The organism is Celeribacter litoreus, assembly GCF_020165855.1.
In the GTDB taxonomy this organism is placed as follows: Bacteria; Pseudomonadota; Alphaproteobacteria; order Rhodobacterales; family Rhodobacteraceae; genus Celeribacter; species Celeribacter litoreus.
The window spans coordinates 31,169-45,840 of record NZ_JAIUFY010000012.1; the positions used below are offsets into that span (position 1 = coordinate 31,169).

Consider the following 14,672-nt stretch of genomic DNA (forward strand, 5'->3'; position numbering starts at 1 on the left):
GGCGTATGTCCATTGAAGTTTTGATTGAGAATGCTCGCTGGGAAGAGGCGGGGCTAGAAGCCCTGTCTGATGCAGCGGTCTCTGCCACTTTGGCGCATCTCGGAATTGATCCCGAACTTTGTGAGGGATCGGTTCTCGCATGTGACGATGCGCGGATCAAAGTTCTCAACGCAGACTTTCGTGAGAAAGACTCTGCGACGAATGTCCTCTCATGGCCCGCAGACGAACGCGCGAACCCGGGCGCGCGACCCGAGGCGCCTGAGCCGGATTTCGACGGGACCATTGAGCTCGGTGATATCGCGATTGCCTATGAAACCTGCGCCCGCGAGGCCGAGGAGCAAGACAAGCCTTTTGCCGAGCATGTGACCCATCTGATGGTGCACGGGATTCTTCATCTGTTGGGGTATGACCACATTACAGATGCCGATGCGGAAATAATGGAGTCCACCGAGGTCGAAATACTTGCAACTATGGGTATCAAAGACCCATATTAGGCGAACGGCCGAGAGCCGGGTAATTTTGGAAAGGACGCATGGGCGATACCGAGCCTGGGTCTTCTACGGCAGCGCAGAGCGCGCCGTCTGACCCGACCAAGAGTGGAGAAAGTCACGAGAACCACAATGGAAGAAATTCCGGCGGATGGTTCTCCCGTTTGTTTTCGTCTTTCTCGAACACCCCCGAATCGTCGAATGAGCCCACAGGGCCTTCCGGACCAACGATTGTTGATCCTCCTGCACCGGTGCGTCCGGGTATGGTCAACCTGCGCCGGATGCGTGTCGAAGATGTCGCCATTCCGAAGGCAGAGATCGTCGCCGTTCCGACCGACATCAAGAAAGAGGACCTCGTTCAGGTATTCCGCGAAAGCGGCATGACCCGTCTCCCTGTTTACAAGGGCACGATGGATTCCCCTGTCGGATTGGTGCACCTCAAAGACTTTGCGCTGGAGCATGGCTTCAACGGCAAAGGCGAGCGGTTCAATCTCAAGAAAATGCTGCGCCCGCTGATCTACGCGCCGCCGTCGATGCCTATCGGTGTTCTGCTGCAAAAGATGCAGAGCGAACGGATGCATATGGCGCTGGTGATCGACGAATACGGCGGTGTCGACGGTCTCGTAACTCTCGAAGACTGTGTCGAGCAGGTGATTGGCGAGATTGAGGACGAACACGATATCGAAGAAGATCTGTTCTGGACCCAGACAGCACCCGGCATTCTGGTCGCTCAGGCGAAGGCCCCACTCGATGAATTCGAGACGGCCATCGGTATGCGACTTGCGGACGAAGAGGATGATGAGGAGATCGACACGCTCGGTGGTCTCGTCTTTCTCATGACCGGCCGCGTGCCGGCGCGTGGCGAAGTGATTGAGCACCCGTCGGGTGCGCAGTTCGAGATCGTCGACGCCGACCCGCGTCGGATCAAACGTATCCGTGTTCGTCTCCCGCACGCCGTCACCGCAAAGGCCGACGCGTAATCATGCGGTTGCCGCGCGTGCGTCTCGGGAGCGTCCTGACGCGCTCGAACCTGCTCGCGGCTATCGCCGGTATCGCGATTGCGCTCGGCCAAGCACCGTTTGGACTTTGGCCGGTCGCATTCGCGGGCCTTGTTGGTGCTGTGCTCCTATGGATCAACGCAGCGACGGCGCGCGGCGCGGCTTCCACAGGATGGCTGATCGGGACGGCGACGTTCCTCGTGTCGCTGAGCTGGATCGTGAATCCGTTCCTTGTGGACCCATGGAGGCATGCGTGGATGATCCCATTTGCGCTGTTCTTTATGGCGGGCGGTTTGGCACTTTTCTGGATGCTCGCGTTCTTCGTCGCGAAACGCTTGCGGATGGGCGTCGCGGGTCTCGCCGGATTGTGGGGCGCTGCCGAGCTTCTTCGCGGGCATGTGTTCACAGGTTTCCCGTGGGCGATGCCGGGTTACATCTGGATCGACACGCCGATTGCGCACGTTTCGGCCCTTATCGGCCCCTATGGATTGACCGCGCTCAGTTTCGCCGTGGCGGGACTTGTGGCGGCCGCGCTTTCCCAAAAGTCAGTCGTTCTCTCTGTGGCGAGTGCTGGTGCCGTTGTGCTGGCCGTCGGGGCAGGCCTCATGCAACAAGCGCAGCCGCTACCAGAGGATACGCCCAACCAAATTCGGGTCGTGCAGCCCAACGCGCCGCAGCATCAGAAATGGAATCCTGAGTATATTCCGGTGTTCTATGACCGAGCCTTGTCACTGACGCCGCCAGAGGGGGCTGATCTCGTGGTCTGGCCAGAAACCTCGGTCGCGGCGCTACTCTATGCCGCCGGTCCGATGCTGCGCGAGATGGCGGCTCAGGCGTCTCCAGCGCAGGTGATTGCGGGATTGAACCGGTTTGACGGGGTGCGTGGTTTCAATAGCGCAGTGGTTCTCGATCCCGACGGCGGCGTGACGCAAGTTTACGATAAACACCACCTCGTGCCCTTCGGGGAATACATGCCGATGCCCGGATTGCTCGATCGGCTCGGCCTTCGCGCGTTTACGGCGAAAGAGGGATATGGCTATTCCGCCGGTCCCGGACCAGTCCTCTTCGATCTTGGTGAATTGGGAAAGGCGCTTCCGCTCATTTGCTATGAGGCGATCTTTCCGCGCGATCTAAGGGTCGAAACGCGGCCCGACTGGCTCTTGCAAATGACGAATGATGCGTGGTTCGGAAATTTTTCCGGCCCGCAACAGTCGCTTGTCCAGTCTCGTTTCAGGAGCATCGAGACCGGTCTGCCAATGGTGCGTGCCGCCAACACGGGTATTTCGGCGGTGATCGATGCGCACGGAGAGGTGCGCGACGCGATCCCTCTCGGGCAGTCCGGCGCCTTCACGGCCGCGCTTCCCGGCAGTGGCAAAGTGACGCCCTATGTGCGATGGGGCGAATGGCCTGTTCTTCTTTTGTTAAGCGTTTTGACGATAAGTGGCCTGATACCCGCCCGACTTGCGCGCAAGGTGTCAAATAGCGATTGACCTCAAGGGGAGCGGGCTATATCGCAAATCGATCAACGGCCCGCACAACGGCTTCCTGGCGTGTGGGCGACATCATCAATGGAGCACGTCCCCTATGGCCCGTAAAGATTACGTTTTCACTTCGGAATCCGTTTCCGAAGGACACCCCGATAAAGTCTGCGACCGTATCTCTGATGCCGTCCTCGATGCTCTGATCGCCGAGGAACCCGAGGCGCGCGTCGCCTGTGAGACCTTCGCGACCACAGATCGTGTGGTCATCGGCGGTGAGATCGGCCTCTCTGATGAGAGCAAGCTGCAAGATTACATGGCGGGCGTCGATCAAATCGTGCGCGACTGTGTTCGGGACATCGGCTACGAGCAAGACAAATTCCACTGGAAGACGCTCGAGGTCCAAAACTACCTCCACGAGCAGTCCGCCCACATCGCGCAGGGCGTAGATGCGGCCGCGAACAAAGACGAAGGCGCTGGCGACCAAGGCATCATGTTCGGCTTTGCAACGAACGAAACCGACGCAATGATGCCGGCGCCGATTCAGTATTCCCACGCAATCCTGCGTCGTCTGGCGGAAGTGCGTAAAAACGGCACGGAGCCGACCCTCGGGCCGGATGCTAAGGCTCAGCTTTCCGTGCGCTATGCGGATGGCAAACCGGTTGAAGTGTCCTCCCTCGTTCTGTCGACCCAGCACCTTGATGAAAACATGACGTCCGATGATGTGCGTGCTGTTGTGGCACCGTACATCTCGGAAGTTCTGCCCGACGGCTGGCTCACCTCCAACACCATCTGGCACGTGAACCCGACCGGCAAGTTCGTGATCGGTGGTCCTGATGGCGACGCGGGTCTGACGGGCCGGAAGATCATTGTGGACACCTACGGTGGCGCAGCTCCGCATGGTGGCGGCGCGTTCTCCGGCAAGGATCCGACCAAGGTGGACCGGTCCGCTGCCTACGCTGCACGATATCTCGCGAAGAACGTCGTGGCTTCTGGCATGGCAGAAAAATGCACGATCCAGCTTTCTTACGCCATCGGTGTCGCCGCTCCGCTCTCCATCTATGCGGACTTCCACGGCACCGGCGAAGTCGACGAAGCGCTGATCGAGGCAGCCATCCCGCAGGTCATGGACCTGACCCCGCGCGGCATCCGCACGCACCTCGAACTGAACAAGCCGATCTACCAGCGCACCGCTGCCTACGGTCATTTCGGGCGCGCTCCTGAGGCCGACGGCGGCTTTAGCTGGGAGCGCACGGACCTCGTGGACGCTTTGAAAAAAGCGATCTGATACGTGATAGACTAACTGGAATCGGGGGCGGGTTTTCCCGCCCCTTTCTCTTTGAGGAACACAGCCATGGTGAAAACCGATACCTCCAGTCTGACCCAATTGGGCGGCGCGACCGAACTGCCTGCGTCTCCGGACGAAGCCATCCTCGAAAAGGTGCCTCATACGCATGAGGGAGAGCGCTACGTCGCTCGATTCACTGCGCCGGAATTCACATCGCTTTGCCCGATGACCGGCCAGCCTGATTTCGGCTATCTGATGATCGACTACATCCCGAAGAAATGGCTGGTCGAGAGCAAGTCCCTCAAACTCTTCCTCGGCTCCTTCCGCAATCACGGCGCATTTCACGAAGATTGTTCGGTCTATATTGGCAAACGTTTGGCCGAGCTTCTGGAGCCCGAATGGCTCCGCATCGGGGCCTATTGGTATCCGCGCGGGGGCATCCCGATCGACGTATTCTGGGCGACCGGACCGGAGCCAAAAGACCTCTGGATCCCTGAACAGGGCGTTCCACCCTATCGCGGACGCGGCTGAGCCTTGCTCTGATGGGAAAAACTTGGCACAAGCCCCGCCGATAGCAAGCGGGGCTTTTCCATGTCTGACGAGACCAAACACGAAACCGGTGCGCCTTGGCGCAACTTCTATGGGCGTATCCATGGCAAGACGCTCAATCAGGCGCAAAAAGAATATCTCGAAGAGGACCTGCCGCGTCTTTCTCCGGGGCCGGTGACATGGGAAGAGAATCCGGATCGCGTGAAGCTCGATCTGGTCGAACGCTTTGGCGGTAAACCTGTTTGGGTCGAAGTCGGCTTTGGCGCGGGTGAGCACCTGATCCACATGGCAAAGACCTATCCGGACGTCGCGATCATCGGGTGTGAGCCGTTTGTGAATGGTGTGGCGTCCTGCCTCGGGCATCTGCGTCGTTTGGGCGGGTTGGATAATGTTGCGATCCATGCGGGCGACGCGCGCGATTTGTTCGACGTGTTGCCGGATGCGAGCATTGAGAAAGCCTTCCTCAATTATCCCGATCCTTGGCCGAAAGCTCGCCACCACCGCCGCCGCTTTGTGACGCAGGAACATCTCGTACCACTCTACCGTGTGCTCAAGAACGGTGCGGAGTTCCGTGTCGCGACTGATATTCCGGACTACGTGCGTCAGACCATGGAAGAGGTGCCGCGCGCAGGGTTCGAATGGTTGGGTGAAAGTGCCGAAGATTGGCGCAAGCCTTGGGCGGACTGGTTCTCCACCCGCTACGAGAAAAAGGCGATCCGTGAGGGGCGCACCCCGCATTACATGACGTTTCGGAAGAACTGATTGTCCGGTTTCAACGGCGCGCGCGTTGAATTTGGGGCGCTAACGGTCCCGAACCTGCATTCCATGCGTAAAGCGGTGGACGAAACGGTCCGCCTCGGTTAATCGGCTATGGCAATTCGAGGAGGATGCCATGTCGAGCCAAGCTACCCCGATCCCGATGAGCGCGCGCAAATCCGGCCCGCTCAAAGGCACCGCTGCTGTTCCGGGGGATAAATCCATTTCCCACCGCGCCCTGATTTTCGGGGCCATGGCTGTTGGTGAGACGCGGATCAGTGGCTTGCTTGAAGGCGAGGACGTTCTTGACACCGCAAAGGCAATGCAGGCGCTTGGGGCCTCTGTCGTGCGGTCCGGCGCTGGTGAATGGGTCGTGAACGGCGTTGGTGTTGGCGGCTTCACCGAACCGGAGAACGTCATCGACTGCGGCAACTCCGGCACGGGCGTCCGTCTCATCATGGGCGCTGTCGCGACCTATGACTTTTGCACGACCTTCACGGGCGACGGCTCTCTCCGTAAACGCCCTATGGCGCGTGTGACGGATCCTCTCGCCCTGTTTGGCACGCGCTCTGTCGGTCGCTCCGGCGGACGTCTCCCGTTGACCCTCATTGGTGCCGCGGAACCTGTCCCTGTCGAATATGAAACGCCGGTGCCGTCTGCGCAGGTGAAGTCTGCTGTTTTGCTCGCGGGCCTGAACGCGCCCGGTCAGACCGTCGTCATCGAAAAAGAAATGACCCGCGACCATACGGAGCGGATGCTCAAGGGCTTCGGCGCCGAGATCACGACCGAAACGACGCCCGAAGGCTATCACAAGATCACGCTCACCGGTCGTCCGGAACTGACCCCGCAAGAGGTCGCCGTTCCGCGCGATCCGAGTTCTGCGGCCTTCCCTGTCTGTGCCGCTCTGATCATCGAAGGCTCCGACATCATCGTTCCTGGCGTGAGCCAGAACTCGACGCGTAACGGTCTCTATACGACGCTCGTCGAGATGGGTGCTCAGATCGAATTCCAGAACGAGCGCGAAGAGGGCGGCGAACCCGTTGCAGATCTCCGCGTGCGCGCCTCCAAGCTCAAAGGCATCGAAGTCCCGCCGGAGCGCGCGGCGTCGATGATTGACGAATACCCGATCCTCTCCGTGGTTGCGGCATATGCCGAAGGCACCACTGTGATGCGCGGTGTGAAAGAGCTTCGCGTTAAGGAATCGGATCGTATCGACGCGATGGCGCGCGGGCTGGAGGCCTGTGGCGTTCAGATCGAAGAAGATGAAGATACCCTGATCGTGCACGGCCTCGGCCCGAACGGCGTCAAAGGCGGCGCGACCTGTGTGACGCACCTCGATCACCGGATCGCCATGTCGTTCCTCATCCTTGGGATGGCCTCTCAGGAACCCGTTGCGGTGGATGACGGCGCGCCGATCGCGACCTCCTTCCCGATCTTCGAGAACCTGATGACGGGCCTCGGTGCCGACGTGACGCGGGACAACTGAGATGCGTATCGCGGCGTTTTGGGTGGTCTGTCTCCTGACGATCGCCCTCTATGCCGTTATGGTGCTCTGGACCCTATCCGCGATTGCTCACGACGCCGGTGCGCCCGCATTCGATATGCGCCCAAGTGGCTATTCCATCGCAGAAGCGCGCGCATTTCTCTCGACGCTCTCAGATGAGGGCCGAGCGCTCTATCAAGGTCCCCAGAGATGGATGGACGCGGTCTATCCCGCGCTGCTCGCCATAACCGCGATCTGGTCCTCTCGTTGGGCGGCTGACGGGCGTTGGAAATGGCTCTTCCGGAGTTTAGCCGTCTTTGCCTGCCTCAGCATGATCGGTGACTACGCGGAAAACATCTCTGTCGCGGTCCTGCTCGCCCAGCCGACCGATGCAGTCACCGATGCGGCAATTGAGCGGGCGGCGTTTTTCACGCGGTTCAAATCGCTCTTTGGCACATTCGCCATGACGCTCTGGCTCGTGCTGTTGGTGATGCGCGGGTGGCGGAAATTGACAGTGTCGCGACACTGAGTCAGAACTGATCTTCCGAATTGGAGGTTCAAATGAGTTTTTGTATTGCGATCGATGGTCCTGCCGCTGCCGGTAAAGGCACCATCTCCAAAGCCGTTGCGAAACATTACAATTTTGCGCACCTCGACACGGGGCTCTTGTATCGGGCGACGGGGGCTAAGACCTTTGAGGGTTTGACGCCGATTGATGCGGCAGAGGCACTGACGGCTGCCGATCTTGAGCGAGACGATCTTCGGACTGGTGATGCAGGGCAGGCGGCGAGTCGCGTTGCCGCGATTCCAGAGGTCCGTGCGGCGCTGGTCGATTTCCAACAGGCCTTTGCCCGCCGTGAGGGCGGTGCGGTTCTCGATGGGCGCGATATCGGGACGGTGATCTGTCCGGATGCCGAGGTGAAGCTCTATGTCACGGCCTCGGACGAAGTGCGCGCCTCGCGTCGGCATCAGGAACTCATTGGCAAAGGCGAAGACGTGACCTTTGAGCAAGTGCTCGAAGATCTGCGGGAACGCGACGAACGCGACGCCGCCCGTGCGACTGCGCCACTCAAGCCTGCGGACGACGCAACGGTGATTGATACCTCTGATATGACCATCGATGAGGCGGTTGCGCAGGTGCTTGCGCTCATTGATGCACGGCGGAAATAAGCAGCCTGTGCGATATCTCACGATGCGCGGAAATGTGCCGTAAAATCTGCGGATTTTTGCGCGTGCGTGACAATTTGCGACTTGCCAGAGTGCCCCCCGATGTGCAGCGTAACCGTCGGAAACTGCTCGGACTTTCTAGACTGATGAGCTGAGTTAGTTTCTGAGCTCTCGCAGACAAAGGAGGTGTCGCCGATGAAGTATCTGCATGTTTTGTATCGGTCGCGCCCCACGCATGGCGAGTTCGATGAAACCGACCTCGATATCCTCAAAAGCGCGCTTGCGTTCAATAGCGAGAACGGCATCACGGGGCTGCTCGTGCGGGTGGATGAGCAATTCTATCAGGCTCTGCATGGGCCGAAGGATGCCGTGAGCACGCTGTTGGCGAAAATCGAAAATGACCCGCGCCACACGAACATGGAAATCCTGTTGAGTGAGAGCGCCGCCGAGGTCTCGCCCTACGGCGAATGGGCCATGGCGTATGATAGCCTGATCGGCTTCGAAAATGATCTGGGCGCTGCTGCGGACGGCAATCTTCCAGAGATCACCGCAGAGAAAGCGCGTCACATCCTTGGACTGCTGGCTGATCTGGCCCGTGGCGTTGCCGAATTCGGATCTGCTTTCCCCTATTCCCGCCAGTTCGGTGAGACGGACGCGGCCTATATGGAACGGCTCGGCGGGCTCGCATAAGGGCGTTTTCCCTTGCTTTTATGGGGATTCGGGAGTATACGCGCGTCAGTCTATGAGGCCATCAGACGTCATCAAGACATTGCGGGCAGGGTCGGAGAGCAGCTTCGGCCCTGATTTGTGTTTTTCCTGCAAGGTCTTCTGAGCGTTGGGTCATAGGCAAAATGAAACCAAGACCGGCGGAGACAACCGCTTGGCCCGCATAAACGTATGAAAAGGAAATTGAGACCACATGGCTCAGAACGTATCTATGGAGGATTTCGAAGCCCTCCTGAACGAAAGCTTCGAAATTGACACCCCGGCTGAAGGTTCGGTTGTCAAAGGCAAGGTGATCGCTATTGAAGCTGGTCAGGCCATCATCGACGTAGGCTACAAAATGGAAGGCCGCGTTGATCTGAAAGAATTCTCCAACCCGGGCGAAGCACCTTCCGTTGCTGTTGGCGACGAAGTTGAAGTGTTCCTCGACCGCGTTGAAAACGCACGTGGCGAAGCCGTCATCTCCCGCGACAAAGCCCGTCGCGAAGAAGCATGGGATCGTCTCGAAAAAGCCTACGCTTCCGAAGAGCGCGTCGAAGGCGCCATCTTTGGTCGTGTTAAAGGCGGCTTCACTGTTGATCTCGGCGGCGCAGTTGCGTTCCTTCCGGGCTCCCAGGTTGACGTGCGTCCGGTACGTGACGCTGGCCCGCTCATGGGTCTCAAGCAGCCGTTCCAGATCCTCAAGATGGACCGTCGTCGTGGCAACATCGTTGTGTCCCGTCGCGCAATCCTCGAAGAGTCCCGCGCAGAACAGCGCGCAGAAGTCATCGGCAACCTGTCCGAAGGTCAGGCAGTTGACGGTGTTGTCAAGAACATCACCGAATACGGTGCATTCGTTGACCTCGGCGGTGTTGACGGTCTTTTGCACGTCACCGACATGGCATGGCGTCGCGTGAACCACCCGTCCGAGATCCTCTCCATCGGTGAGACGATCAAGGTTCAGGTGATCAAGATCAACAAAGAGACCCACCGTATCTCCCTCGGCATGAAACAGCTTCAGGCCGATCCGTGGGATGCAGTCGAGAACAAATACCCGCTCGAGTCTGTTCACACGGGCCGCGTCACCAACATCACCGACTACGGTGCATTTGTTGAGCTGGAACCGGGTGTTGAAGGCCTCGTGCACGTCTCCGAGATGTCCTGGACCAAGAAAAACGTCCACCCGGGCAAAATCGTCTCCACCTCCCAGGAAGTGGAAGTCATGGTTCTCGAGATCGACTCCGCGAAACGTCGTGTGTCCCTCGGCCTCAAGCAGACCATGCGCAACCCGTGGGAACTCTTTGCAGAGACCCATCCGGAAGGCACCGTTGTCGAAGGCGAAGTCAAGAACATCACCGAATTCGGTCTGTTCATCGGCCTGCCGGGCGAGATCGACGGCATGGTTCACCTCTCCGACCTGTCTTGGGAAGAGCGTGGCGAAGACGCCATCCAGAACTACCACAAGAACGACGTCGTCAAAGCCGTTGTCACCGAAGTGGACGTGGAAAAAGAGCGTATCTCTCTCTCCATCAAAGCTCTCGACGACAGCTTCTCCGGTGCAGTTGAGGGCGTGAAACGCGGCTCCATCATCACCGTGACCGTGACTGCGATCGAAGACGGTGGCATCGAAGTCGAGTATGAAGGCGCGAAATCCTTCATCCGTCGCTCCGACCTGTCCCGTGACCGTGCTGAGCAGCGTCCTGAGCGCTTCCAGATCGGTGATCACGTCGACGTACGCGTGACCAACGTGGATCAGAAAACCCGCCGTCTGGGTCTGTCCATCAAAGCACGTGAGATTGCAGAAGAGAAAGAAGCCGTCGAACAGTACGGTTCCTCCGACTCCGGCGCATCGCTCGGCGATATCCTCGGCGCAGCCCTCAAGGGCGACGAGTAATCGCATCTCGCGATCAGAATTATGGAGAAGGCCCTGCATTTGCGGGGCCTTTTTCGTTTGGGCCAGCCGTATGAAGGAGCATGCGAATCGCAGGGCAATTCTGCAATGCGGCATGCGCCTAATGCCTGCCTAACCCTACGATTGCCCGGCCAAAGGCAGGCGAAACCGGATTTTCGGGCCTAATCTCAGCACATTAAAGAGAAAAAAGCGCTCCGTATCGCGCGGCCCCTATTCCCCGCTCACGGAACCCACCCTATATTCGTTTCATAGGATGTGTCGCTGACAGACAGAAAAATGGCCCTGCAGCATCACATGTAACATGGACGACGTGCCAGCGAAGGGGAGGCTTCATGATCCGGTCCGAACTGATTCAGAAGATCGCAGACGAGAACCCACATCTCTACCAGCGGGACGTCGAACGGATCGTGAATACGATCTTTGAAGAAATTATCGAAGCGATGGCGCGCGGTGATCGGGTCGAGCTTCGCGGCTTCGGCGCGTTCTCCGTCAAAAAGCGTGATGCACGCATGGGGCGCAACCCGCGCACCGGCGAAGCAGTGCCTGTCGAGGAAAAGCATGTGCCGTTCTTCAAAACCGGCAAGCTTCTACGTGACCGCCTGAACGAAGAATAAATCTGGAAAGGGCGCCCATGCGCTATATCCGCTACGCGTTTCTCGCTGCTCTTGCCGTGGTTCTTGTGACCGTGGCGCTGGCGAACCGTGATCTCGTCACTCTCAACCTGCTTCCGGCTGAACTCGCGAACCTGACAGGTGTGTCCTTGGCGATTAGCCTGCCGATGTTCGTTGTGATTTTCGGGGCGATCATCGCCGGTCTTCTGATTGGCTTTGTCTGGGAGTGGATGCGGGAATACAAACACCGCTCTGCTGCCTCCATGCACAAACGCGAGAAGGAAAAGCTCGCGCGGGAAGTGGATAAGCTCAAGACCCAAAAGGCGAAGAACGAGGGCGACGAAGTCCTCGCACTGCTGGACAACTGATCCATGGACACACGTGTAAAGATTTGCGGGCTGAAAACGCCCGAGGCTCTCACCTGTGCGGTCGAGGCTGGCGCCCAATATCTCGGGTTCGTGTTCTTCCCGAAATCCCCACGCAATGTCGATGTTCCGACGGCACGTGAACTTGCGCTCGAGGTTCCTATCGGCGTGGCCAAAGTTGCGCTTGTGGTAGATGCCTCTGATGAGGAGCTAGATCGCATCACGGGCGAGGTTCCTCTCGATATGCTTCAACTGCACGGCAAGGAGACACCTGAGCGCGTCGCAGAAATTCGTGCGCGCTATGGTCTGCCTGTGATGAAGGCTGTCGGTGTCGCCGCGCCGGAGGATGTGCCGGCGCTGGACGCGTATGGGATGGTGGCCGACCAGATCCTCGTCGATGCAAAGGCACCGAAGGGTGCTGATTTGCCCGGCGGCAACGGTCTCTCCTTTGACTGGCGTCTGATCGCAAAGCGCGGCTGGAACCGGCCGTGGATGCTCGCCGGTGGGCTGACGCCGGAGAACGTCGTGACGGCGATTCAAATGACCGGCGCAAAGCAGGTCGATGTGTCTTCGGGCGTCGAAAGCGCGCCGGGAGAGAAAGACCCTGCGAAAATTCGCGCGTTTATCGAAGCGATCAGACAGGCCTGACGCCGATTGCCTGCATTTGCGGGCTCTTTTGCAGTGCGATGCTTTACGGTCCAGCGCGGCTAGGCTAAATCCATGGGAACTCCTCGACACATGAGGATCCGCAAGGGAGCGATCTAATGAACGATCTTTTCAACAGCTTTATGAATGGCCCTGACGAGAAGGGGCGCTTTGGTATCTATGGCGGTCGCTTCGTGTCCGAGACCTTGATGCCGCTGATCCTCTCGCTCGAGGAGGAATATGACAAAGCGAAGGACGATCCGACCTTCTGGGCCGAGATGGATGATCTCTGGAAGCACTACGTTGGTCGTCCGAGCCCGCTCTATTTTGCGGAGAAGATGACCGAAGAGTTGGGTGGCGCGAAGATCTATCTCAAGCGTGACGAGCTCAACCACACCGGCGCGCACAAGATCAATAACGTGCTTGGTCAGATCATTCTGGCCCGCCGTATGGGAAAAACGCGGATTATCGCGGAAACCGGCGCGGGTCAGCACGGTGTGGCGACTGCGACCGTCTGTGCGAAGTTCGGTCTGAAGTGTGTAGTCTACATGGGCGCGCATGACGTTGAGCGTCAGATGCCGAACGTGTTCCGGATGCAGCTTCTCGGTGCCGAAGTGGTGCCGGTGAAGTCCGGTCGCGGCACGCTCAAAGACGCCATGAACGACGCGCTGCGCGATTGGGTGACCAACGTGCGGGATACTTTCTACTGCATCGGCACAGTTGCGGGTCCGCACCCCTATCCGGCCATGGTCCGCGACTTCCAATCCATCATCGGGAAAGAAGTCCGTTGGCAGCTTCCGGAGCAAGAAGGCGAAGGCCGTCTGCCGGATACGGTCATTGCGGCAATCGGTGGTGGCTCCAACGCGATGGGTCTGTTCTATCCGTTCCTTGATGACGAGAGCGTCAACATCATCGGTGTCGAAGCTGGCGGCAAAGGCGTCGACGAGAAGATGGAGCACTGCGCCTCACTGACGGGCGGCCGCCCGGGCGTTCTGCACGGCAACCGCACCTATCTTCTTCAGGACGACGACGGTCAGATCCTCGAAGGGTTCTCGATTTCGGCCGGTCTGGACTATCCTGGCATCGGGCCTGAACACGCTTGGCTCAACGACATTGGCCGCGCGAAATACGTCTCGATTACGGATAAGGAAGCACTTGAAGCCTTCCAATTCTCGTGCCGCACCGAGGGCATTATTCCCGCGCTTGAGCCTTCTCACGCACTTGCACACGTGATGAAAATCGCTCCGACGTTGCCGAAAGACCATATCATCGTCATGAACATGTGTGGCCGTGGCGATAAGGACATCTTTACCGTTGCGCGTCACCTCGGCGTTGATATCGCAGGTTCCGAAGGTCGCGATAGCGAATAAATATAGCCTTTTCAGCGCCTTGCGCTGTGCGATGCGATGGGTTTATGCAGGGCGTCCGGTTCCTTGGACGCCCTTTTTATGTCATAAACCAAAGTTTATTCCCTGATTTTATTGGATTTTTATCCGTTCGTATCCTTTCGGTTTATTTTCTGAATCGACCCTTGGGCGCATGCTTTCCTCAATGACGCGCCCGTCAATTGTGATCCGCTAACATCTGGCTGGGTTACAAAATTGACCGGAGACGCGTCTCTAGAGAAGTCGAGCAGAAGGTTGGAACTGATGGGAAAAGGGCGTTTTCTCCTTATGACGTCGCTCTTTGCGCTTGGGGCTTTCCCCAGGGAAGGGCGAGCCTGTGTCGCATCGAAAGCGGTCGAGGCAGCTGAGGCAGTCGGGTGTCGAGTACTCTCGTGTCGGCTGACCGGAACACAGCTCATGGTACAGGTTCTTGAGAGCAACATCGTCAGCTCTCTTGTCTACGATCTGGAAACGGGTCGCTTCGAAGAAGTCACTATGGCGAACGCCCGACATCTTCCTGAATTTAGCTCCGATATCTCGCTCATCGACGCCATTCTGGCCGCTGAGGCGCACGGCTATGAAGTGCGATCAGCGACGCTGAGAGCCGGTGCGAAAAGCAACCTGATTGTCCGACGCTTCGGCACAGAGCACATCGAGCTCGAATACAATCACCTTCGACATGCCTTCATGGAGACGACACATCCGTTTGACGAGCCGATGCTTGCTTCGGCGTCGTGTGGTTTGCAGTCTCTCTAAGCGACGTCCTGGCCGCTCTCTCCTGATCCATTCCCCCCCTGGATCTTACGAGAGCGAAGTAGATGGACGTCGGCAGGGTCATGGCGTGA

16 protein-coding genes and 1 riboswitch are annotated in these 14,672 nt (G+C 58.5%); all 16 genes read left to right on the forward strand.

Annotated elements, in window-relative coordinates; genetic code table 11:
- The first annotated feature begins 5 nt into the window (after positions 1–5).
- On the forward strand, positions 6–494 hold the full coding sequence (ybeY, locus tag LA304_RS11810; RefSeq protein WP_224503360.1) for an rRNA maturation RNase YbeY: 489 nt from the start codon (positions 6–8) through the stop codon (positions 492–494).
- Between the two features lie 38 nt (positions 495–532).
- Complete coding sequence (locus tag LA304_RS11815) at positions 533–1,468, forward strand: transporter associated domain-containing protein (RefSeq protein WP_224503361.1); 936 nt, start codon at positions 533–535, stop codon at positions 1,466–1,468.
- Positions 1,469–1,470: 2 nt separating this feature from the next.
- Positions 1,471–2,976 carry an apolipoprotein N-acyltransferase gene (gene lnt, locus LA304_RS11820; RefSeq protein ID WP_224503362.1) on the forward strand — a complete coding sequence of 502 codons (1,506 nt, stop codon included), beginning with the start codon at positions 1,471–1,473 and terminating at the stop codon, positions 2,974–2,976.
- Between the two features lie 36 nt (positions 2,977–3,012).
- A riboswitch (SAM-SAH riboswitch) is annotated at positions 3,013–3,062 on the forward strand.
- A gap of 8 nt (positions 3,063–3,070) precedes the next feature.
- A complete protein-coding gene (gene metK / locus LA304_RS11825; protein WP_224503363.1) occupies positions 3,071–4,252 on the forward strand; it encodes a methionine adenosyltransferase in 1,182 nt (393 codons plus the stop codon).
- A 66-nt stretch (positions 4,253–4,318) separates the two neighbouring features.
- The gene (queF, locus tag LA304_RS11830) at positions 4,319–4,783 is read left to right on the forward strand and encodes a preQ(1) synthase (protein ID WP_224503364.1); all 465 of its coding nucleotides are present in this window, start codon (positions 4,319–4,321) and stop codon (positions 4,781–4,783) included.
- Positions 4,784–4,843: 60 nt separating this feature from the next.
- Positions 4,844–5,563 carry a tRNA (guanine(46)-N(7))-methyltransferase TrmB gene (trmB, locus tag LA304_RS11835; RefSeq protein ID WP_224503365.1) on the forward strand — a complete coding sequence of 240 codons (720 nt, stop codon included), beginning with the start codon at positions 4,844–4,846 and terminating at the stop codon, positions 5,561–5,563.
- Positions 5,564–5,693: 130 nt separating this feature from the next.
- Positions 5,694–7,043, forward strand: coding sequence for a 3-phosphoshikimate 1-carboxyvinyltransferase (aroA, locus tag LA304_RS11840; RefSeq protein ID WP_224503366.1), 1,350 nt, complete (start codon positions 5,694–5,696; stop codon positions 7,041–7,043).
- A gap of 1 nt (position 7,044) precedes the next feature.
- Positions 7,045–7,569, forward strand: a complete 525-nt coding sequence (locus LA304_RS11845) for a hypothetical protein (RefSeq protein WP_224503367.1) — start codon at positions 7,045–7,047, stop codon at positions 7,567–7,569.
- A 32-nt stretch (positions 7,570–7,601) separates the two neighbouring features.
- Positions 7,602–8,210: a (d)CMP kinase gene (locus LA304_RS11850; RefSeq protein WP_224503368.1), complete on the forward strand. Its 609-nt coding sequence runs from the start codon at positions 7,602–7,604 to the stop codon at positions 8,208–8,210.
- Positions 8,211–8,402: 192 nt separating this feature from the next.
- The gene (locus LA304_RS11855) at positions 8,403–8,897 is read left to right on the forward strand and encodes a BLUF domain-containing protein (RefSeq protein WP_224503369.1); all 495 of its coding nucleotides are present in this window, start codon (positions 8,403–8,405) and stop codon (positions 8,895–8,897) included.
- Positions 8,898–9,126: 229 nt separating this feature from the next.
- Complete coding sequence (gene rpsA / locus LA304_RS11860) at positions 9,127–10,803, forward strand: 30S ribosomal protein S1 (protein ID WP_224503370.1); 1,677 nt, start codon at positions 9,127–9,129, stop codon at positions 10,801–10,803.
- A 350-nt stretch (positions 10,804–11,153) separates the two neighbouring features.
- The gene (ihfB, locus tag LA304_RS11865; RefSeq protein ID WP_090061870.1) at positions 11,154–11,435 is read left to right on the forward strand and encodes an integration host factor subunit beta; all 282 of its coding nucleotides are present in this window, start codon (positions 11,154–11,156) and stop codon (positions 11,433–11,435) included.
- A 17-nt stretch (positions 11,436–11,452) separates the two neighbouring features.
- Positions 11,453–11,800, forward strand: a complete 348-nt coding sequence (locus LA304_RS11870) for a lipopolysaccharide assembly protein LapA domain-containing protein (RefSeq protein ID WP_224503371.1) — start codon at positions 11,453–11,455, stop codon at positions 11,798–11,800.
- Between the two features lie 3 nt (positions 11,801–11,803).
- Positions 11,804–12,445: a phosphoribosylanthranilate isomerase gene (locus tag LA304_RS11875; protein WP_224503372.1), complete on the forward strand. Its 642-nt coding sequence runs from the start codon at positions 11,804–11,806 to the stop codon at positions 12,443–12,445.
- 116 nt (positions 12,446–12,561) lie between these two features.
- A complete protein-coding gene (trpB, locus tag LA304_RS11880; protein WP_224503373.1) occupies positions 12,562–13,812 on the forward strand; it encodes a tryptophan synthase subunit beta in 1,251 nt (416 codons plus the stop codon).
- A gap of 432 nt (positions 13,813–14,244) precedes the next feature.
- The gene (locus LA304_RS11885; RefSeq protein WP_224503374.1) at positions 14,245–14,583 is read left to right on the forward strand and encodes a hypothetical protein; all 339 of its coding nucleotides are present in this window, start codon (positions 14,245–14,247) and stop codon (positions 14,581–14,583) included.
- The last annotated feature ends 89 nt before the right edge of the window (positions 14,584–14,672 follow it).